The sequence below is a fragment of the Alkalibacillus haloalkaliphilus genome (assembly GCF_007991275.1).
GTDB lineage: Bacteria > Bacillota > Bacilli > Bacillales > Alkalibacillaceae > Alkalibacillus > Alkalibacillus haloalkaliphilus.
Window position 1 is genome coordinate 410,785 of the sequence record NZ_BJYA01000001.1, and the last position, 22,663, is coordinate 433,447.

General features: G+C 36.2%; 21 protein-coding genes and 2 tRNA genes. 1 reads left to right on the top strand and 22 read right to left on the bottom strand.

Annotated features, from left to right (window positions below):
* Positions 1–57 precede the first annotated feature (57 nt).
* The 22 genes from rlmH to AHA02nite_RS02140 all read right to left on the bottom strand — a co-directional run bounded on the left by rlmH (position 58) and on the right by AHA02nite_RS02140 (position 22,001).
* Entirely contained in the window at positions 58–537 is a 480-nt protein-coding gene (rlmH, locus tag AHA02nite_RS02035) for a 23S rRNA (pseudouridine(1915)-N(3))-methyltransferase RlmH (protein WP_146813875.1), read from the bottom strand.
* A gap of 83 nt (positions 538–620) precedes the next feature.
* Positions 621–2,126 (bottom strand): asparagine synthase B, encoded by a 1,506-nt coding sequence (gene asnB / locus AHA02nite_RS02040; protein ID WP_281284087.1) that lies wholly within the window; start codon positions 2,124–2,126, stop codon positions 621–623.
* Between the two features lie 400 nt (positions 2,127–2,526).
* Positions 2,527–3,750 carry a S1C family serine protease gene (locus AHA02nite_RS02045; RefSeq protein WP_146813877.1) on the bottom strand — a complete coding sequence of 408 codons (1,224 nt, stop codon included), beginning with the start codon at positions 3,748–3,750 and terminating at the stop codon, positions 2,527–2,529.
* 28 nt (positions 3,751–3,778) lie between these two features.
* A complete protein-coding gene (locus AHA02nite_RS02050) occupies positions 3,779–4,573 on the bottom strand; it encodes an MBL fold metallo-hydrolase (RefSeq protein ID WP_146813879.1) in 795 nt (264 codons plus the stop codon).
* Entirely contained in the window at positions 4,570–5,400 is an 831-nt protein-coding gene (locus AHA02nite_RS02055; protein ID WP_146813881.1) for a two-component system regulatory protein YycI, read from the bottom strand. The genes AHA02nite_RS02050 and AHA02nite_RS02055 overlap by 4 nt, the downstream gene beginning before the upstream one ends.
* Positions 5,401–5,402: 2 nt before the next feature.
* Positions 5,403–6,758, bottom strand: coding sequence for a YycH family regulatory protein (locus AHA02nite_RS02060; protein ID WP_146813883.1), 1,356 nt, complete (start codon positions 6,756–6,758; stop codon positions 5,403–5,405).
* Positions 6,755–8,584: a cell wall metabolism sensor histidine kinase WalK gene (gene walK / locus AHA02nite_RS02065; protein ID WP_146813885.1), complete on the bottom strand. Its 1,830-nt coding sequence runs from the start codon at positions 8,582–8,584 to the stop codon at positions 6,755–6,757. The genes AHA02nite_RS02060 and walK overlap by 4 nt, the downstream gene beginning before the upstream one ends.
* Before the next feature lie 5 nt (positions 8,585–8,589).
* Entirely contained in the window at positions 8,590–9,294 is a 705-nt protein-coding gene (yycF, locus tag AHA02nite_RS02070; RefSeq protein ID WP_146813887.1) for a response regulator YycF, read from the bottom strand.
* A 194-nt stretch (positions 9,295–9,488) separates the two neighbouring features.
* Positions 9,489–11,063, bottom strand: a complete 1,575-nt coding sequence (locus AHA02nite_RS02075; protein WP_146813889.1) for a M23 family metallopeptidase — start codon at positions 11,061–11,063, stop codon at positions 9,489–9,491.
* A gap of 303 nt (positions 11,064–11,366) precedes the next feature.
* A tRNA-Phe gene (locus AHA02nite_RS02080) sits at positions 11,367–11,442 on the bottom strand.
* A gap of 169 nt (positions 11,443–11,611) precedes the next feature.
* Positions 11,612–11,688 (bottom strand) — tRNA-Asp (locus tag AHA02nite_RS02085).
* A gap of 143 nt (positions 11,689–11,831) precedes the next feature.
* Complete coding sequence (locus AHA02nite_RS02090) at positions 11,832–13,118, bottom strand: adenylosuccinate synthase (protein WP_146813891.1); 1,287 nt, start codon at positions 13,116–13,118, stop codon at positions 11,832–11,834.
* Between the two features lie 171 nt (positions 13,119–13,289).
* Positions 13,290–14,639 (bottom strand): replicative DNA helicase, encoded by a 1,350-nt coding sequence (gene dnaB / locus AHA02nite_RS02095; RefSeq protein ID WP_146814116.1) that lies wholly within the window; start codon positions 14,637–14,639, stop codon positions 13,290–13,292.
* 47 nt (positions 14,640–14,686) lie between these two features.
* Positions 14,687–15,133, bottom strand: coding sequence for a 50S ribosomal protein L9 (gene rplI, locus AHA02nite_RS02100; protein ID WP_146813893.1), 447 nt, complete (start codon positions 15,131–15,133; stop codon positions 14,687–14,689).
* Positions 15,130–17,103, bottom strand: a complete 1,974-nt coding sequence (locus AHA02nite_RS02105; RefSeq protein WP_146813895.1) for a DHH family phosphoesterase — start codon at positions 17,101–17,103, stop codon at positions 15,130–15,132. Before AHA02nite_RS02105 ends, rplI begins: the two co-directional genes overlap by 4 nt.
* Positions 17,104–17,141: 38 nt before the next feature.
* Positions 17,142–18,083 carry a YybS family protein gene (locus AHA02nite_RS02110; protein WP_146813897.1) on the bottom strand — a complete coding sequence of 314 codons (942 nt, stop codon included), beginning with the start codon at positions 18,081–18,083 and terminating at the stop codon, positions 17,142–17,144.
* A gap of 185 nt (positions 18,084–18,268) precedes the next feature.
* A complete protein-coding gene (gene rpsR, locus AHA02nite_RS02115) occupies positions 18,269–18,496 on the bottom strand; it encodes a 30S ribosomal protein S18 (protein WP_017185420.1) in 228 nt (75 codons plus the stop codon).
* A gap of 26 nt (positions 18,497–18,522) precedes the next feature.
* Positions 18,523–19,014, bottom strand: coding sequence for a single-stranded DNA-binding protein (ssb, locus tag AHA02nite_RS02120; protein ID WP_146813899.1), 492 nt, complete (start codon positions 19,012–19,014; stop codon positions 18,523–18,525).
* A gap of 12 nt (positions 19,015–19,026) precedes the next feature.
* A complete protein-coding gene (gene rpsF, locus AHA02nite_RS02125) occupies positions 19,027–19,314 on the bottom strand; it encodes a 30S ribosomal protein S6 (protein ID WP_146813901.1) in 288 nt (95 codons plus the stop codon).
* A gap of 131 nt (positions 19,315–19,445) precedes the next feature.
* On the bottom strand, positions 19,446–20,546 hold the full coding sequence (gene ychF / locus AHA02nite_RS02130) for a redox-regulated ATPase YchF (protein WP_146813903.1): 1,101 nt from the start codon (positions 20,544–20,546) through the stop codon (positions 19,446–19,448).
* Between the two features lie 195 nt (positions 20,547–20,741).
* Positions 20,742–20,936 carry a DUF951 domain-containing protein gene (locus AHA02nite_RS02135; RefSeq protein WP_146813905.1) on the bottom strand — a complete coding sequence of 65 codons (195 nt, stop codon included), beginning with the start codon at positions 20,934–20,936 and terminating at the stop codon, positions 20,742–20,744.
* Between the two features lie 42 nt (positions 20,937–20,978).
* The gene (locus AHA02nite_RS02140; RefSeq protein ID WP_146813907.1) at positions 20,979–22,001 is read right to left on the bottom strand and encodes a YkvI family membrane protein; all 1,023 of its coding nucleotides are present in this window, start codon (positions 21,999–22,001) and stop codon (positions 20,979–20,981) included.
* 83 nt (positions 22,002–22,084) lie between these two features.
* Here AHA02nite_RS02140 and yyaC point away from each other — a divergent pair, with 83 nt between their 5' ends.
* Positions 22,085–22,642, top strand: coding sequence for a spore protease YyaC (gene yyaC / locus AHA02nite_RS02145; protein WP_146813909.1), 558 nt, complete (start codon positions 22,085–22,087; stop codon positions 22,640–22,642).
* Positions 22,643–22,663 lie beyond the last annotated feature (21 nt).

The following is a 22,663-nucleotide window of genomic DNA, read 5'->3' on the forward strand; positions in this document are numbered from 1 at the left end:
CTAGTATCAACTTTCATTTTATTGTTCTAATAAATTTCTTCTCCATCTGCTTTTCCACTATTTATGATACGGTTCACCCCTATTAATCCTATACCCCCGATAAACCTGCTCCAACAAAATCAACCGCATTAACTGATGTGGATAAGTCATTTTGCTAAATGAAATGGCGTAGTCACTTCGTTGTTTAACTTCATCGCTTAGGCCAAGTGAACCACCAATAACAAAAGCGATCTTACTCTTGCCATACGTAGCTAATTCGTCCATTTTCTTAGCAAAGGCTTCTGATGTTAATTGCTTGCCTTCAATTTCAAGTGTGATGACGTATGTATCTGTGGATATCTTTGTTAATATCTTCTCGCCTTCTTTGTTTTTGACCGCTTCTTCTTCTGCTTCACTCATATTGTCTGGTGCTTGTTCATCTGGTACTTCTTCTATTTTCACTTTGGCATATTTACTAAGCCGCTTCATATATTCATCGATACCTTGTTTTAAGTATTTTTCTTTTATTTTGCCGACTGAGACAATTGTAATGTTCATTCCCACACCTCCATCTACTCTTAGTATATCTTAAGCTTATAAAACAATAAAACCCTGACTATGCATAGCCAGGGTTCATACTCTTATGCTGTTGCCCATTTACCGACCGTTTCAACCGCTGAACGGCTTGGGAACAATTCTTTAAAGATTTTATAATATAATGCTTCTTGTTTACTTCTTAATTCAACTGCTGCTTCTTGTTGATATGTTTTCAATTCTTCATCAGAAATTGTCTCATTCGCATGCTGTTCTAAAATGTCTAATGCGCCGCTTCCCTCTGAGAATTCTTCCTTTTTACGCCATAGAACATTTTCTGGCAACACTCCATCAAAGGCTTTTCTTAAAATCGTCTTCTCCATTTGACCTTCTTTATGCAGCTTCAATTCAGCTGGGATTTTCAATGCCTCATCTATAAGCTTTAAGTCTAAGAAGGGTACTCTTAGCTCTAATGAATGCGCCATGCTCATTCGGTCAGCACGTTGTAAATTAATGTTGTGCAGTGAATTAATGATTCGAATGATCTCATCATTCAATACTTCTGTTTTGTTGTAGTCTTTTAAGTAATCATAACCAGCGAAAAGCTCGTCTGCTCCTTCACCTGATAAAATCACTTTAACGTGCTGTGATGCTAATTTAGAGACGAAATAGTTTGGCAAGGCACTTCTAACGAGTGACGGTTCGTACGATTCTAAATGGTAGATCACTGTACGGATCACTTCGACTAATTCTTCTTTCGTATATATATATTCATAATGGTCGGTTCCAATCGCTTCGGCTACTTCACGAGCGCGTAAGACGTCTTCGCTTCCTTCAGAGCCAACACAAAATGATTTTAATGGCGTCTTACCTCTATAGTGCTCTTTAGCAATCGCAGCAATTAAGCTACTGTCTAAACCACCACTAAGTAAAACACCTACTTCAACGTCAGATAATAATCGTTTTTTAACAGCGTGCGTTAATGTATCATTAATCGTTTCGCATATAGCCTCCTGGTTAGGCTCGCGCATATCTTCTGGTTGCTGAATTTCGCGATAACAAACAAAACCCGTCTCAGGCGTATAATAATGACCAGCTGGAAATTCGTAAACGTCATCAGTCATTAAGTATAACGTCTTTAACTCTGAAGCAAATACATACTCACCATTTTCATCTTTAGCATAATACAACGGTTTGATGCCTAATGTATCTCTTCCAGCTACAAAAGTATTGTTCTCATCATCTGCTAAGAAGAAGGCAAACATACCTTCTAACTTCTTAATGCTATCCACACCTTCATCTTCATACAGCTTTAAGACGATTTCGCTATCCGATTGCGTTAATAGCTTATCCTCATACTTTTGTTTTAATTGTGGATAATTATAAATCTCGCCGTTAACGACTACCCATTTCGTTTCTTCTTTATTAGTAATAGGTTGAATTCCATCATCTAAACCGATAATGGATAAACGTTGATGACCTAAGTGAAAATGATTTAAACGTACGTCTTTTCCTTCATCTGGACCTCTGTGCACCATGCTTTCAAGCACTTGATCCATTTCTGTTTTGTTTAACATTCCTGTTGTCGCAAATATTCCACAGATAATTAACACCTCATTCGTTTTTTTAAAATTTAATATTGTTTAACATTCTATCAAATGTTCGTCTTTTTACAAGTGAGTATTGAAATAATATTTATGTAACTTCTATAACGCCTGGTTTAACAAGTCTTTAATTATCCCTAAGTTATACACATTCTATGTGTGTAACTTGTTTATAAACAACTATTAAAGACTTTTTCTGGGGAAAAACATACGTTATCCACAGACTTACTAACATATCAACATATGTTCGTGCTATATTTAGTCTTAAATGATTCACTTAACACAATATATGGTCTAGTCAATTTATTTTACCCACATTTTGTGTATAAACCTCTTAATAATGTGGATAACTACTCAATTCCGAACAATATAAAAAGACTTACCCACAATGTGAGTAAGTCTTCTTTAATTAAAACTCCTGTGATGTTAATGTCAGACTTGTTTCATAAAGTTCTCCATTTCTATAGAACGTTATATCAATTTCATCACCAGGGTTTGTTTCATTATATAAATATTGTCTTAACTCATAAACATTACCGATTTCTTCACCATTCATATCGATAATTACATCGTACTGTTCGAAACCTGCTTGATCTGCTGGTGATATCGTCTCAACTGATGCGACTAATACACCTCGATCAACATCTTCAGGTAAATTAAGCGTGTTGCGTAAATGGTGTTGAGCAACATCTTGTAATGAATATGGTGAAATACCTAAGTATGAACGGGTCACCGCACCTTGTTGCTCTAACTCTTCCATAATTGGACGGGCCATATCAATTGGGATGGCAAAGCCTAAACCTTCTAACTGTGGTGATGCGATCTTCATTGAGTTAATACCGATTAACTCGCCTTCTAAATTCACAAGGGCGCCACCTGAGTTACCTGGGTTAATCGCTGCATCAGTTTGAATAACTTCCATCTGCCAATCGATAACCCCATTTTGCGTGTAGTCGATTGGAATTAAGCGGTCTTTACCGCTAATGATTCCTTGTGTGACTGACCCTGCAAACTGAAGACCTAATGGGTTACCAATGGCTAAAACTGGTTCCCCTACATTGATTGTTTCAGATTGTCCTAACTCAATCACTTGGTCGACGAATGTATCTTCAACTCGTAACACGGCTAAGTCAGAATACATATCGCCACCAATGACTTCTGCTTCTACTTGCTCTTCTTCAGAAAAAACGACTTCTACTGAATCTGCACCTTCAATAACGTGATAATTAGTCACAACGTAAGCTTCGCCGTCTGTTTGTTTATAAACAACGCCTGAGCCTGTAGGGGCGTCATCTGGGTCTTGTTCCATTTGTTGACCGAAAATATTTTGATTTTGAATATTAACGACTCCTACAACAGCATCCGAAACTTCATCTACTATGTCAGTTATTTGTGACTGGATGTTTACCTCGACATTCCTTTGTTCAGCAACGCCTTCTTCGTTTAACTCTTGGTCTTGATTAGATGTTCCAGCTTGTTCATTTGTGTTATTTGATAACACATCAGTACCTGTTATTGCAGATAATGCAAAAAACATGATTGCTGAACCTATAATGGCGCCGACGATTGCTGCGAACCATGGGCGGCCCTGTTTTTGCTTTGATGATTTAATATGATCATCATAGTAACCCATTTAAAACACCTCACTCATTCTATTAACTTTAAAGATGTAAAATAGGTGTCGGCTTCACAGGACTTGTGTTCTCTAGCTGTAAAGCCTCTCCTACAGGAAATCCATTCTCCTTCAGTCTCTGCTCTACACTCATTCGAGCTAAATCAACCATATTGTTATCTTGGCTTAAATGGCCTAAATATATTTTCTTTGTTTGATCTCCAATGACATCCATCATGGCATGGGCTGCATCATCATTAGATACGTGACCTAAATCACTTAATATTCTACGCTTAACATTCCATGGGTATTTCCCCATTTGTAACATACCCACATCATGATTAGTTTCAAACAGCAAAGCATCCGCATTCTCGATTGTTTTTTTCATCCGTTCAGATACATATCCCGTATCGGTTAACACGGCCACTTTCTTCCCTTCATAGTGAAACGCGTAAAACATTGGTTCTGCTGCATCATGTGAAACACCAAAGCTTTCAATATCTAAACCATAAAAGCTTTGAACTGTTTCCATTCCAAACTCAAACTTTTGATCAGTCGTCACTTTGCCAATAGAATGTTCCATTGCTTGCCATGTTTTAGCATTAGCGTAAATCGGTAAGTTATACCGTCTAGCCATAATGCCTAAACCTTTAATATGATCACTATGCTCATGTGTTACTAAAATACCATCAAGGTCATGTGGATCAACGTTTACCTCATTTAAAAGGCTTTCAATTTTCTTACCGCTTAAGCCAGCGTCCACTAACAATTTCGTATTATTAGTCCCTATATAGAAAGCATTACCCGAACTTCCTGATGCTAGTACACTAAAATGTAAACTCATTCACTTTCACTCCGCATAAATTCTTGCACTTGATAGTCTATAAAATAGGAAATTGCTTGGACAAAGTTTTCTTCATTATTAGGAATTAACTGTCCTTCAATTGCGTTGACGAAATAATCACTTTCATCATTAATTGTTATTTTCCACGTTGGTGTAAAGATTTGTGGCCCTTCTTCAATTAACGTATGGTAACCTAAACTCATATCTGTCACTTCATCTTGTCTTTGTAAAACGGATGAATACAATACTTCAATTGCATTGATTGGGTCTAATACTGTTTGTTCTTCACTTTGAACAGCTGTGTCACCTAAAATACGCTGAGCATAGTTAACCGCCTCACCATCTTCATTGAGAGTTACCGCGATTAATCCTGAAGTATTGAAAAATACTGTACGGTCGTTTTGCTCTTGAAAGAACAAAATCACGTGTTCATCATACTCGCCCCAAAATTCATACTCACTACCACGATGAATTTGTTCTAGTAACTCCTCGTGGTTGCCATTAAACTCAAAGGGCTCATCAAATTCACTTAAAATCGTATCTTCATTGACGAGAATCATTGTTTGATTATTAACAGAGTCAGCTATATCTTCAAATTCTTCTTCTTCAAACTCATAACGCTCAGCTGATATATATACTTCACGCTCGCCTCTTTCAGGCAAATCACCGACCTCAATTTCATCAGCGACCAATTGATCTTCAAAACTCGTTTGAGCTAACATTTCAAGGTTAGTATCACCAATTTTCTCTAGAAATTGTTGAGCTAGAAACAAGTTTAAGATTAAGAAACTAATAATAAACAGTGTTTTAATTTGTCCCCACTGCATACTTATCCATCCTCCTGCAAGCTGGCTCGATCTTCAAAATAGCTCAATGGACGCCACACACCGTTTGCATACTCGATAAACCATGTTGGTTCCAAAAAGATTAAATTGTTCGCCGAATCGGTGTCTCGAACGACTTCATAACCAATTTTAATATCCTCAATTGCTGGTAAGTAAAATTCATCAGAAGCATTTTCTAAAAAGCTATAGACCGACTTACCTGACTGTAACGTTACTTGATCCCCTTCACCAAGGTCAAAGCGGTTAGTCACTCTAAATAATGGTCTACTTAACGATTGAAGCTCTTGAGGTCCCCAAGCTTGTTCCATCACCATGTATCCATTGTCATCAAAGACTGGAATACCATTCTGATGAATTCGATAGTCTACCACTTGATTCATATAATTAACATCTTCTAAACGGAAATCATCAGTCCAACCGTAATGATCATTTGTAAAATCTAGGCTTCTTAATAAAATATCTTGCCTTCCTGAATGATCTTCACCTGATACTGGAGGCTTATAGTAGCTCAAATATTGGCTCGAGTTGAATGCATCTATTAACGTTAGAAGTCTCGTACCATCCGTATAGTTAACTTCATTTTCATTCTCTACGTTTTGTTGACGGACTAACGATGGATTGCTAAACAAGACATTAACTAACGGTTGTTCATTTAAGTCTTCTGTAAAAACTGTCTGTTGTGGAACCTCCATCTCATCAGTCGTTAAGTAAATTTTACGTTCCTCATCAGAACCGATATCAACTTTCTCAACTGAAGCCATATCTGCACGGTAGAAAAAGTTTTGAATCGTTTCATAAGCACTAACTGATTCAATTTCACCATTTAGGACTTCCTCTTCGTTGTCAGACATGAAGGTTACTTCTATTCTTTCCTCTGAGCTTTGTATTAATTGGAAGTAAACTCGGTTAAATGTATGATCATGCTGAAATTCAAACTGTTCCACATTAAATAGTTGGTCAATTAAACTGATTGGTACATCTACTGGGAATACGAGTTCCATGTTAGGAGACCACAATCCCCAACTACCACTTGAAATATGTGAATCTATTTGCGAGAAAGACCAATCGGCAATTTCTTCAAATAGTTCCACTTCTTCTTGTTTGTCTGGAATGATGGCTGACTCTGTTGTTGACTGTTGTGTTTCATTGAAAACGATTAGGTCAGGTTGTAGAACTTGGCTGAGATGCTTAGGCTCACCATCTAATTCCGTTTCTTCTAAGTAAGTAGCCTGGTCTAATTCTTCATACTCTGGCTGATATGTCCATAAAGCTAACGTGAGTAACAAGCTTGATATGACTAGTAATACTAATAAAGCTGTTTTAAACTGTTCTTTGTTCATGAACTACGCCCCCGTTTCTTTCTCATCAACGGTAAGCTAAACGAAATCGTCGTTCCTTTTCCTTCACGGCTATCTGCCCAGATCTTACCGTCATGGGCTTCAATAAGCTCCTTAGCAATTGCAAGTCCTAAGCCTGTCCCACCTAATTGACGTGTTCTCGCTTTATCAACGCGATAAAAACGGTCAAAGACTTTCTCTAAGTTTTCTGTTGGGATACCTACACCTTCATCAGAAACTTGAGTTAAAATATGGTGACGTTCCTTTTTCACGGTAACATTAATTTCTCCGCCCTCAGGTGAATACTTAATGGCATTCGAAATAATGTTATCAAGTACTTGCGTTAACTTATCTGAATCCATCCATACATAACAATGATCTTTCGGTAAATTACGTGTTAGTGACAAGCCATCTTTTATATTAAATGAAAAACGATCGACGATTTGATCAATATACTTAACATATTCAACCCGCTCTTTTTCTAATAAATAGTCTTTATTATCCATTTTAGATAACTGTAATAAATCGTTAACTAATCTGATCATTCTTTCAGATTCATTTTGAACGACATTTAAAAACTTTGGTGTAATCGTCTCATCTTTCCATGTTGAATCATCTGTTAATGCTTCTAAATAACTTCTCATCGTCGTTAAAGGCGTACGTAATTCGTGTGAAACGTTAGCGACGAACTCGCGACGTTCCCTTTCCACGCGCTCTTCTTCTGTTACGTCACTAATTACGGTTAAGAAACCATTCATTTCATCGGCTTCATCTTGAATAGCTGAAAAGTTCGCTTTTAACAACAACTCTTGGTCATCATCTGAAAAATCGATAATAGTACTACCAATCTCTTTAATTTCCTCTAGGTTGTTAACGTGCGAATTTAAACCTAAAACATCTAACAGCGGTTCACTTTGTACTTCAATATAGTTTTTGCCAATAAGTTTGGAAGCTGGTTCGTTCATTAAGATAATGTCACCATGCTCATCAGTCGCAATAACACCATCAGTCATATTGGAAAGTACTGAACTTAACTTACGACGCTCACCTTCTGTGGTTGCTTGAGCTAACTGTAACTGGTCATTTAATTCATTAAAACTTACAGCTAATTGACCGATCTCATCTTCACCGTAAACATTTACTTTCTTAGAATAATCACCTGTCGCCATTACTTTGGCTTGTCCTCGCATTTCAGTAATAGGCCTTGTAATCGTTCTTGCTACTAAAATACCGAGTAATGCCGATACTGTAATAGCGAGCGCAGTACCGTTAGCAAAGATTCGGTTAATATCATTTAATTGTGTGTAGACACCCTCCATTGAAGCTTCTAATGAAAGGGCGCCTACAATTTCATCTCCGTTTTCAATTGGTGTAGATATAATTAAAGTTCTATGACCATTTTGAGGGTTATAAACGATATTCTCCTCGCGGTTTCCTGCAGATAGAGCACGTTGGATTCTTAACTCAGTTGTTCGGTTACCAATATTCTCCCGGTCAAATTGACTCGTAGTCCCTAATACACGACTGTTGTTATCAATGACTTGAATACCGGTAATATCATCAGAGTCAAAGTCATATATAATCGACCTTACATCCGCTTCTATAGAAGGTGAATCATCATCTCTTTCTTCTGTTAATGCTTGTTCAAGGTTATAACTTAATAGTTCAACGCGCTCATTGACCGATTCGGTGAAATTCTCTAGCAATTGTGTTTCTAATTGCCTAGCAAAATAAGCGCCAATAACTTGTATCGCAATTAACAAAAGAAGGATATAAATGATGATGAACTTTAATTGTATCGACTTAAAAAAGCTTTTGAGCTTTCCCATTTAACCTACTCCTGCTCTGGGTTTCTAAGGTAATAACCGACCCCTCTTCTCGTTACAATCCAATTCGGGTTACTAGGGTTTTCTTCGATCTTTTCACGAAGTCGACGTACAGTTACATCTACTGTACGAACATCTCCGTAATAATCATAACCCCATACGGTTTCTAGTAAATGTTCACGCGTCATTACTTGTCCAATATGCTTAGCTAAGTAAAGTAATAACTCAAATTCACGATGAGTTAAATCAACTGGTTGGCCACTACGTGTTACTGAATAGTTTTCTCTATTAATTTCTAATTCACCAATTTTTAAGTTAGGAATAGACGTCGCTGTATCTTGGTCTTCTGTTCCACGTCTTCTTAAATTCGCTTTAACGCGAGCAACTAGCTCACGATTGCTAAATGGTTTTGTCACGTAATCATCTGCTCCTAGCTCTAAACCGAGCACTTTATCAATTTCGGAATCTTTTGCTGTTAACATAATAATTGGTATTTGATAGTCCTGGCGAATTTCGCGGCAAACTTCCATACCATCTTTTTCAGGTAACATAATATCTAACAAAATTAAGTCAGGCTCATGTTGTTTCGTTAGTTCAACTGCTTCATTACCGTCATAGGCACAAACAACATCATAACCTTCTTTTTCTAAATTGAACTTGAGTATATCTGCAATTGGTTCTTCATCATCAACGACAAGAATTGTATGTTTCATTGAATGACACCATCCTTACTTAAATTGTCTTTACTTATATTTTATCGTAACTTTATTAAATTGTCTTATTATAACAGTCATATATACCTTTATTATAAGATTCTATACTTATATAAGTATATCCCCCCTTAGATACAGATTATATGACAAAACCTCTAGCAAGTTCGCTAGAGGTTTACCTTATAAACTAACTTTTACCGAATATATGGTCCTGGGTCAACTGTTTGTCCATTTTTTTCAACTTCAAAGTGTAAGTGAATTCCTGTTGATCTACCTGTTGTACCCATTTGGCCAATTGTTGATCCTTGTTTAACCGTTTCGCCAACATTTACATCAATTGATGATAAGTGAGCGTATAAAGTACGGTACCCATTATTGTGATCAATAATAACGCGATTACCATGTCCACCTGAGTGATATCCTGCTTCAACAACAACACCATTGTCTGCTGCTAGAATTGAACGGTCACTAACTCCTGCAATATCAATTCCATCATGGTGAGATCCCCATCTAGGACCATATGTGCTCGTCACACTACCACCAACAGCAGGCCATGCAAAGTCGCCTGTGCCTCGTGAAGAGATCACTTTAGTGCCCTCTTTTATTATTTCATCACGTGGTTCTTCTATCACTTCTTCTTCAACCAGATTACGCTCTAATTCCTCACCATTATTCATTGTCACTTCATACTTTAGCTCTTTTAATCCGTCTGAACCAGATTGTTCAACTTCAGACTCTCCTTCGTAAAGTGAGTCGGTTTGTTCCGTAATTGTTTCATATTCTATTGATTCTTCTTCAGTAATTGTTTCTGTATAAGATACTTCAATTAATGAACTTAAGCCTGTAACATTTAACTCGTCACCAACCCTTATGACACTATCTTCTTCAACATCTGGATTAATCTCGATTAACTCATCGACACTTAGGTCATAATCACTAGCTACAGTACTTAAAGCTTCATTATCTTGTATTTCATGAATTTGTTGAGTCATTGTTCCGCGCTCAATCATTTTAGCTAACTGATCTACGTTTAATAATTTACTAGAATCAACTGCTACTTCAGAAAATGTAACATTTTCGGTGAACCCAACGTCTAATACAGTAGAGCCATCAAGTTCAATTGTTTGCTGGTAGTGTAAACCATCTTCTTCTTCTAATGTTGAATTAATATTACCTGTTTGGAACATATTTTGTGGTAACAAATCAACTAATTCAGCAGAATGGCCGATCATTTCTTCTAGTTCTTCTTCTAATAGAGAAATCTCTTCATCAACACCATCAGGTAAATACTGAGAAATAACTTGGTTAACAGCCTGGTTTGCTTCATCTAAATTTTTAACGTAACCAATTATTTCATCATTAGCTCTTAATTCAATGGCAGCTGCATCAAAAGTTAATTGCTCTTCTAATGCATCTACTACTTCTTCTTGATCTGTGTTAGCTGAGAAGACAAATTCTTCAATGAACTCGACTTCTTGTGATGGAACTAATGTAACACCATCACCTTCTTTTTCCTGCTCTTCCTCAGCCCATTCGTTGATATACTGTTGGATATCTTCTTCATCAGCTACTGTTCCAATCAGTTCATCATCTACATATACGTGATACACATTTGAAAGGTGTTCACCACCCGAATCAGCATAAGCTGTTCCTAATACTAGTGTTGCACCTACTATTGAAGTGATCGTAATTTTTTTAGCTATTGATTTTTTGAGTATATTTTTAGTTTTATTAACGCTACCTGTTATTACCTCTTTCAAGTCAAACAACTTCTTTTCCCCCAAATCCGACTCTATCTTTTCTATCTTTATTCTTTATATTTATTTGAAAGTCTACTTTTATTCTATTCTCTCACAACTAATAATCTACCATACCCGTATATCAAAAATGAACCTATTTTACTAAGTTGTAATCAAAATGTATAGAAGTTAGTAAAAATTTGAAAATATTATAGTCTAATTGTAACTAAAGGTGTAATTATACACTTTTTCGACTTCACAATATGACAATGTTTAATTATGGAAATTTAGCTTAAACAAAAAAATACACAGTATTTAAACTGTGTGAATAAATGGTGGCTCGGGACGGAATCGAACCGCCGACACACGGATTTTCAGTCCGTTGCTCTACCGACTGAGCTACCGAGCCATAATAGTATTAAGTTTATTGAGTAGTTCACGCATACTTGTGTCTGTTCTTCTGTGCTCACAGACTTGGGTGTTTCAATGATGTCTTCTTGCTCGCAAAGCTACACGGATGTTTTTCCTTGTGGTTTACGCTTTGGTATAACCAACTTAGTTTTAATTATGTATAATAATGGCGGTCCGGACGGGACTCGAACCCGCGACCTCCTGCGTGACAGGCAGGCATTCTAACCAACTGAACTACCGGACCAATTGGCGACGAGTTTAATATTACCACAGTATTTTTACGTTTGACAAGCTATTTTATAAATTTTATTACGTTTTGTGTTACAACTTTTACATAATGTAAAAGCTAGAGCTTCAGTATTTAGTAGCTCTAGCTTTTTTGTTTCATTAATATATTGAATTTCTAACGACTGTTTGTTCACGATCTGGCCCAACTGAAAATATAGCTACTTGGACACCTGTTAAAGCTTCAATACGATTAATGTATTGTTGTGCTTCTTTTGGTAATTCATCAAATGTGTTAACGTTCGTTAAGTCTTCATCCCAACCTGATAACGTCTCATAAACTGGCGTACACTTTGTCAGTTCTTTCTGACTAGCTGGATAACCTTTAATTAGTTCGCCGTCACGTTCATAACCAACACATAATTTCAATTCTTTAATACCTGTCAGTACATCAAGTGAGTTTAATGAAATGTCTGTAATACCACTCGTTCTTCTCGCATGGTTAATAACAACTGCATCAAACCAACCGACTCTTCTTGGGCGTCCAGTAGTTGTTCCGTATTCTCTACCTACTTCACGAATTTGCTCACCAATGTCATCATGAAGTTCAGTTGGGAATGGACCATCACCGACACGTGTTGTATAAGCTTTTGATACACCAATGACACGGTCAACTTTATTCGGACCAATTCCGCTTCCTGTTGCAACACCTGCTGCTGACGTGCTTGATGATGTCACGTAAGGATAAGTACCATGGTCAATATCGAGCATGACACCTTGTGCTCCTTCAAATAAGATGTGACGCCCTTCTATTACCGCCTCATCTAACAAAACGGAAGTATCAACGACATATGACTTTAACATTTCGCCATACTGTTTATACGTTTCATAGATCTCCTCTGCATTAAGCTTTGATGCATTATAAATCTTTTCTAACACTTCATTAGTTTGCTCTACTTGTGTGTGCACAAGTTCATGTAATGAATCTGGGTCAATTAGATCAGCAAAACGGACACCTGAACGGTTCACTTTATCACTATAAGCTGGCCCGATCCCTTTTTTCGTCGTGCCAATTTGCTTCTCTTTCCCTTTGCTTTCTTCTTGTAATCGATCTAATTCAATATGATAAGGCATAATGACATGTGCTCTATTACTAATTTTTAGATGGTCTAAAGTTAACCCAAATCCTTTTAAGTAATCCATTTCCTTTATTAGCGACTGTGGGTTAATAACCATTCCATTACCTAAAAGACAAGTTTTATTAGAGTTAAATACACCAGATGGAATGAGGTGTAATTTATATGTATCACCATTAAATTTAATTGTATGTCCAGCATTGTCGCCACCTTGGTAACGCGCAATGACATCTGCTTGTTGTGCTAAAAAATCTGTAATTTTACCTTTACCTTCATCGCCCCACTGTGTACCGACTACGATGGCTGTTGTCATAAATAGGACCTCCTAAAAATTCAGAATATCAATAAGTACAAAATAATATTAACAGTTTATATAGGTTTTTTCAATTTAAATCCGAATTAATTTATTTAGAAATTAGTTATTGTACGGTTTTTGTGTATTAGCTTCATTAAAAAATCGCTAGGTATTACCCTAGCGATTCATTTATGCAGGTGGAATGTCAGCTTCATCGTAACGCCGGTCTAAATCTACGAATTTATTATATTCCTTAACAAAGGCTAGTTCTACTGTGCCGACTGGACCGTTACGTTGCTTCGCGATCAAAATTTCAATAATATTTTCTTTTTCACTATCTTCTTCATAATAGTCATCACGATATAAGAAACCAACAATGTCTGCGTCCTGCTCAATACTTCCTGACTCACGTAAGTCAGACATCATTGGACGCTTATCTTGTCTTTGTTCAACACCACGTGATAACTGTGATAGGGCAATGACTGGTACTTCAAGTTCACGTGCTAACGCTTTAAGTGACCTTGAGATCTCAGATACCTCTTGCTGACGGCTTTCGCTACTTCCTGAGCCTTGAATGAGCTGTAAGTAGTCAATCATAATCATGCCTAAACCTGATTCTTGTTTTAACCTACGACATTTCGAGCGAATTTCATTAATTTTAACACCCGGTGTATCATCAATGAAAATACCCGCATTAGATAAACTACCCATTGCCATCGTCAGTTTACTCCAGTCCTCTTCTTCTAATCGACCAGTACGCAAACGTTGTGCATCAATATTACCTTCAGCACATAACATACGGCTAACTAATTGTTCAGCACCCATCTCTAAACTAAATAAAGCGACATTCTCATCTGAATGAATCGCAACATTTTGTGCAATGTTTAAAGCAAATGCTGTTTTACCAACTGAAGGCCTTGCTGCAATAATAATTAAATCGTTCTTTTGGAAGCCTGATGTAATCTGATCTAAATCTCTAAATCCTGTTGCAGTTCCAGTGACTTCTTCATCATGGTGATGGAGCTGTTCAATATTGTCATAAACATTAATTAAAACATCTTTAATATTACGGAACTTACCCGATGATTTATCTTGAGAAATATCTAATATCGTTTTCTCAGAGTAATCTAGTAATTCGGTTACTTCTTCATTTTCTTCAAATGTTTTAGTAACAATTCCCGTTGCCGCTGAAATAATCTTTCTTAACGTTGATTTTTCTTCAACGATTTTGACGTAATAACTAATATTTGCTGCAGTTGGAACAGAGTGTGCGATATCCGTTAAGTATGACACCCCTCCAATATCATTTAATAGCTCTGCATCCGTAAGAGCAGTCGTAACTGTAACTAAGTCAATCGGCTCTCCTTTGTCCATCAGCTTTAACATGATCTCGAAAATTCTTTTATGACTTATTCGATAAAAATCTTCTGAAGATAACGTTTCACTTGCTGAAACAATTGCATCTGGTTCTAAAAATATAGCTCCTAAAACCGCTTGTTCTGCTTCTATATTATGCGGTGGGGTGCGATCATGCGTCATATCTTCTGCCACAATAGTTCCTCCCTTAAATCGGAGTTCATCTTACATTATTTTTCTTGCACGTGTACTTTTACAGTAGCTGTTACTTTTGGATGTAACTTAACTGGCACATTTGTGTAACCTAGAGATCTTATCGGATCATCTAGTTCGATTTTTCTTTTATCAATTTTAATGTTGTGTGAACTCTTTAACTCGTCAGAAATATGCTTACTCGTTACAGAACCAAATAAGCGACCTGAATCACCTGATTTTGCCGTGAGTTCTACTGTTAAACTTTCGATTGTTTCTTTAAGCTGTTTCGATTCATCTAACTCTTGTTGTTCTTTTTCTTGTTGTTTCTTCTGCTGTCCTTCTAATTGCTTTAAATTACCTTTATTCGCTTCAACGGCTAAGTTGTGCTTGAATAGATAGTTACGAGCGTAACCTTCATTTACATCTTTAACTTCGCCTTTTTTACCTTTACCTTTAACGTCACTAGTAAAAATTACCTTCATGATGATTCTCCCCCTTGTAAATATTCGTCAATAATTTCGCGTAGCTGCTCTTCTACTTGTTCAATCGTCGTATCTTCAAGCTGAGTAGCAGCATTCGTTAAATGGCCACCGCCATTCATCTTTTCCATAATGACTTGCACGTTAATGTCTCCTAATGACCTTGAACTTACACCAACTCGCCCGTCTTTACGTTCAGAAATAACAAATGAAGCTTGAACACCATCCATTGTTAGCAATGTGTCAGCGGCTTGTGCAATGATAATCGGACCATAACTTTCACCTGAGTTTCCTTTAGCAATCGCAACACCTTCTTTATAAACTGTTGCGTTTTTTATTAACTCACTTCTTTTAATATAAACATCTAAATCTTCTTTTAGTAACTTTTGAACAAAGACTGTATCAGCACCTTTAGAACGTAAATAAGAAGCTGCATCAAACGTTCTTGAACCTGTTCTTAACGTAAAGGATTTTGTATCGACAATAATGCCTGCTAATAAGGCCGATGATTCAAGCGTTGATAACTTAACACGACCGTCTTGATACTGTAGTAGCTCTGTAACAAGTTCAGCTGTTGATGAAGCATAAGGCTCCATATAGACTAATGTTGGATCTTCAATGAACTCCTCAGCTCTTCTATGGTGGTCAATTACAACAACATGCTCTGTACGGCTTAATAATTTTTCTTCCATTACCATTGAAGGTTTGTGTGTATCTACTACTACTACTAACGTGTTCTTCGATACGATATCTAACGATTGTTCTGGAGTAATAAACCAATCCGCTAGTGATTCGTCTTCGTCAATTTCATCCATTAACTTTTGAACACCTGTATTAACACCGTCTGGGTCAAAAACAATAAAACCATCTTTATTGTTTTGTTGAACCATTTTAAGAATTCCTACAGACGAACCAATAGAATCCATATCAGGCATTTGGTGCCCCATAATGATGACTTTTTCACTTTCGTTAACTAACTCTCGTAACGCATGAGAAATTACCCTAGCACGAACACGCGTCCTTTTCTCCATTGGGTTCGTCTTACCACCGAAGAATTTTACTTTTCCATGTTCATTTTTAATTGCTACTTGGTCACCACCGCGACCTAATGCTAAATCAAGACTAGACTGTGCCATCTCACCTAATTCCGGTAAATTTGCAGCACCACGTCCAATTCCGATACTTAATGTAAGGGGTACATTTTGATCGGAAATTAACTCTCTTACTTCATCTAATATTTCAAACTTAGTCGCTTCCAATTGCTCTAATATTTCACGGTTCATAACAGCGATAAATCGCTCTTGTGAGGTACGTTTTAAATAGAAACCATAATCACTGGACCAATTATTTAAAATGGATGTTACTTGTGAGTTCATATGACTTTTAGACGTATCATCCATCGCTTGTGTTAATTCTTCATAGTTATCTAAATATATAATAGAAAGAATTGTTTCTTCATTATGATACTTTGTTTCTAAATCCGAGTAAGTTGTACGGTCAAAGAAGTATAATAACTTCTCTTCACGCTTTACAACGACTTGATAAACTTTCTCGTCAATATTAACCCAAAACTCTTCCTCGTCATCTTTTATTGCAGAGATAATATTTTCTGATAAAGTTGTTAAATTCTCCCCAATTAACGTTTCATCTTGTCCTTGAAAGTCATTCATATACGGGTTTGCCCATTCAATTTGGTATTCATCATTAAACAAAATAATACCAAAAGGCATCTCTAACAGAGCCTCTTCTCCTACCTTTTTAACTCGATAAGATAGTGTAGAAATATATTGTTCTGTTTTCTTCCTTAAACGGTCTTCTGTTTTCAATCCTAAAAATATGATAAGACCAAGTACAATGGAAAGAAACAAACCAATCATCCACTGATAATAAATAACAATTAACGTTAAAATGCCTGCTAAAATATATAGCAACCAAATATTTTTATTTACAATCAAGCTTTTAACATCATTCATTCTAACGTCATCTCCCTAAAAACAGACATGCTCTTGGATTATTTACTTCCGTTAAGACGTTCCCTTAATCGGAATCCTAAGTCAATTATACCTAAAATTCTTAATGGATAAATCAGAAGGAACGGAAATAACACAAATAAAATAACGGTAAAGATCGGAATCGCTTTAGACCAACTCTTATAATGTGTAAAGAAAAACACAAAAGATAATCCTTGTATGACTAATAATAGCCCAGGTAGTGCATATAAGTTCGCAGCAGCTAAATACATTGTTTCAGCTGGATCTGTATAAATCCAAGTTAAAATAATCCCTAATAAAAAGATCCATATAATTGATGTTGGTAATTTAAAGTCTTTGAAAGGTGGAAACTTTAAACGTTCACCATCAGCTCGATTAATAAATTTATAACTTAACCACTGTGAAATAAAAGCTAAAGCTAAACCAATCAATACCATGCCTGTCGGTATCAAGTAAGTCAGCTCACTTAAGCTTTGCTGTAATGCTTCATACTCTTCTTGACTAATCGGAGTACCTACTTGCTCAGCAAAAGCAACAGTTGACTCAAGAGATTCTTCTATTAGAGTATTTAATTCATGTACCCAATTAACGTCAAACATAAATTGAGTGATAGCATAAACTACAGCCATTCCTATAGCAAAGCTAAACGTTCCTTGAGCCCATGTTTCATAAGCATCTTTTTTACTATAAATAGCAGCACCAATTGCAAGGCCACCTAAGCCCATTACAAACACAATTGGTAACGAATATATTGATAGTATTAAAATACTAATCAAACTAATGATTAAGAACAATATTGCTACAGGTTTTAAACCAAACCTGCTACCAAACACAATGAGTGGAATTGGTAATAAAAAGACTGTAACAAGGCTAATAATCGGTACAAAAAATGTTGCTATCATAAGTAATATAAAAGCAGCACCAGCTATTGCACCTTGTTTAACTATATTTCGGTCTTCCATCGCTTGCACCTCTACTTCATGTTCATTACTATTTTATCAATTTTATAAGTAATATGTAAAAATAAACTATTACCAAATCATCGTGTTTATGTGAATTTACTAAACCACTAACTTATGTATCATTATACACTTAAATATAAAGAAAATGGTGTTGTAAATATCAGATTTACAACACCATTGTTATATTATTCGCCGCTCACATATGGCAATAGAGCCATTTGTCTAGCGCGCTTAATTGCAACTGTTAATTTACGTTGATACTTTGCAGACGTTCCAGTTACACGACGAGGTAAAATTTTACCACGCTCAGAAATGAAACGTTTTAGAAGATCAATGTCTTTATAGTCGATATGCGTAATGTTATTTGCTTTGAAATAACAAACCTTACGACGCTTACGTCCACGACGTGCCATAGGTCAAAACCTCCCTTTTTAAACTTTTAAAATGGTAAATCATCATCCGATAAGTCGACTGGTTCACCACTATCTTCGAATGGATTCTCACTTTTCGGCTTAGTATCCTGTTGTGGTTGGAATCCACTTTGGTTTGCATTTTGATTTGTTTGTTGTGATTGGTTTGATGTGCGGCCTGGTTGTCCACCCTGATTGGAGTTTTTTGACTCAAGAAACTGTACGCTATCAGCAACCACTTCTGTCATAAAGACACGCTTACCATCTTGACCTTCGAAGTTCCTTGTTTGAATGCGACCGTCAACGCCGATCATACTACCTTTGCCCATATAATTGGCTAAGTTTTCTGCTGGACGTCTCCAAATCACACAATTAATAAAGTCTGCTTCTCGTTCACCTTGTTGGTTAGAAAAAGGTCTGTTGACGGCAATTGTAAAATTGGCAACTGCTACTCCGTTGGGTGTATAACGTAGTTCAGGGTCTTTCGTTAACCTACCAACTAATACTACACGATTTAACACATCAAACACTCCTTATTGGTCGTTACGAATAGCCATATGACGAATAATATCGTCAGTAAACTTCGCTTTGCGGTCAAATTCATCGATTGCGTTCGAATCGCCATCGAAGTTAACAACTACATAATAACCATCACGATAGTCGTTAATTTCATAAGCTAAACGACGCATACCCATTTCATCTACATTTTCGATCTCCGCACCATGATCAGTTAAAACCTGGTTGAAGCGCTCAACAACTTCTTTGCGAGCTTCCTCCTCAACGTCTGGGCGGATGATGTACATGATTTCATATTTATTCATCCGTCTTCACCTCCTCTTGGACTTAGCGGCCCTTTTTAAAAAGGGCAAGGAGTAATTTATATGTTAATTACTCACATCATAAGATTATAACAAAAAGATAGAACACTTACAACAATAAACTAAGACCCTTTTTATACGTTAAACCTAAAGTGAATTACATCGCCGTCTTTTACAAGATATTCTTTACCTTCTAAGCGTACTTTACCTTGATCTTTCGCAGCTGATTCTGATCCTGCATTGACTAAATCATCATAAGAGACAGTCTCTGCTCTAATAAAGCCTCTTTCAAAGTCAGAGTGAATAACACCAGCCGCTTGTGGTGCAGTCATTCCTTTCTTAAACGTCCAGGCACGCACTTCTTTTTCACCCGCTGTGAAATATGTTGCTAAACCAAGCATGTCATATGAAGCCTTAATTAACTGATCTAATCCTGACTCCTCAATGCCCAATTCATCAAGAAATTCCTGCTTCTCCTCACCTTGAAGCTCAGCAATTTCTGATTCAACTTTTGCACAAACAACAATAACGCCTGCTCCTTCGTTTGCTGCAAACTCTTTTACTTGTTGTACTTTTTCATTATTTTCTACATCTAATAATTCATCTTCACCTACATTAGCTACATATAAGATTGGCTTACTCGTTAATAAATGTAGTGATTTTACATACTTCATTTGTTCCTTCGAGAATTCTAAGGAACGAGCAGGTTGTTCTGCTTCTAATGCATCTTTCAACTTTTCTAACACTTCAAATTCATAAGTTGCATCTTTATCTTTTTGCTTTGCCATCTTTTCAACTTTTGGATAGCGCTTCATCACTGTCTCTAGGTCGGCTAAAATTAGCTCCAAGTTAATCGTTTCAATATCACTAATTGGATCTACACGGCCCGATACGTGTGTAATATCATCGTCAGAAAAACAACGGACAACATGACAGATCGCATCAACTTGTCTAATATGTGATAAAAATTGGTTACCTAATCCTTCACCTTTACTAGCTCCTTCAACAATACCTGCAATATCCGTGAACTCAAAAGACGTCGGAATCGTTTTTTGAGGTTTTACTAACTCTGTTAATTTATGCAATCGTTGATCAGGTACCTCTACAATACCTACGTTCGGGTCAATCGTTGCGAAAGGGTAGTTAGCTGATAACGCCCCTGCTTGTGTAATTGCATTAAATAACGTCGATTTCCCCACGTTAGGCAAACCAACAATACCTGCTGTTAATGACATGTAACACTCCACTCCTTCAATTTTCCGTTCCCAATAATAAATCAAGATTAGTCATACCAATTATAGTGATTAAATTAGAAAAAAACAAGTTCAAAGAAAATCAAAAAAACAAAGGCAAAAAAGGCCTTTGTTATCAATAATCTTCTCTTATTTTATTTATTTAAAAACTATACAATATGTTTCACGTGAAACATTTTAATTTTCTTCATTTTTTATCACTTTTTTTACACTTTTATTAAACTTTCGCCTCGGAACTAGAACACTATGTTGGCAACCTTGGCATTTGATTCTTATATCAGCACCCATACGAATAATTTGCCACTCATTAGAACCACACGGATGTTCTTTCTTCATTTGAACGTAATCATTTAATTCATAGTTTTGCTCCACTTTTAAACCTCCTACTTCTATGTAGTTAGTACATATAGTTTATCAAATTTTAAAAGCTTCTGCTCGTTTAATTATAGGATATAATAAAATCATTGCTAATACATATAAATTAATCACACCATATAAAGGATATAAATAACTCACTAAGGTTGAGAATCCAACAAAAGTAAACGGTAATGCAATCCCTATAATGATTAGACCTAATTTCCCTTTACTATACTTAACCATATCTTCAATTCTTGCAATTAAACCAAACAAGCTTGTAAGAGCAGTCGTATAAATAGCAAATATTAATAAACCGGCCATAATTAAAAATAGCTCGATCGGATATCCATAAAGTATCGCAAATAACGGGATTTCGTAAAAATATAACTGATCGGCAACGTGTATTAAACTAATATTATATAAATATGAAACAACACCTAATATTAAACCACTTCCGATACTCGCTACGAAAATCTCTTTTTTACTCTCTATCTCTTTTCCTATAGCGCCTAATACAGCAACTAACGGCAAGACATTTAAAGATGTAAACGGAATTGAAGCAACCCAATTAGACTGTTCCCCTATTTGATAAATAAAAGGTACATGCTTTTGATAAACAAAAAATAATAATACCGAAAATAAAGTGATAATCATTACAGGTAATAAGATTCGATTGATCGATAATATACCATCCATACCTCTGGGGATAATGACTAACAACCCTAAAATCATTAACAAAACACCGGCGTAAAAAGGTAAGTTGAACATTGATACGGCTGCTCCACTTCCGGAAATCATAACAAATAACGTAGTAAATAAATACAATAAAATACACCAATCATATATTTTAGCTGCCTTTTCACCTAAAAACAACTTTAATAACGGCATATAATGTTTCGTTTTTAACTCATAACTAATCGTTAACACAACATGACAACTAATTATAAATAATATAGTAAAGACCAATATTGCTAGACTACTCTCATGACCAAAGAACTCCCAAATCTCTCTACCTGATGCATATCCTGCCCCTACCATCGTAGCAATTATTAAACCAATCCAACGAAATCCTCTTATCATTACTTATCCTCCAATGGGTACGAAGTATAAAAAGATAGGCTTATCCATATACTATTAAAAAGTATGTTTAAGGAGATTAATCTATGTCTAAATTAATTGAGGATCGGACAAGTTCTTTCCATTGTAATGAGAAACTAGTAAGTTGGAAAATGGCAAACACTCTAGAGAAAATGCTACCGACACAAGTTCATGAGATTATTTTGTTGTTCATAGGTACAGATCGTTCAACAGGTGATAGCTTTGGTCCATTAACTGGAACTATTTTAAGTTCAAAGCCTATAAATCACTTGAACGTTTACGGAACTTTAAAAGACCCCGTCCATGCAAGAAATTTAGATTCATATATTGAATACATTAATACAGAATATGCCAACCCCTTTATTATTGCGATTGATGCGGCGTTAGGTAAAAGTGATCAAGTTAAAACAATGAAAATCAGTGACGGAGGATTAGAACCTGGGGCAGCCTTCAACAAGCAACTACCATGTATAGGTGACATAAATGTTAAAGGCTTTGTAAACACAGGTGGCTTCTTACAACTAGCAGTCCTTCAAAGCACAAGGTTATATGACATTATGGAGATGGCTGAAACGTTAGCTCAGTCTTTTACTTTGCTAGATTTAAGGTTGAGTAAAAAATAAAGGCAGGTTTATTTAACCTGC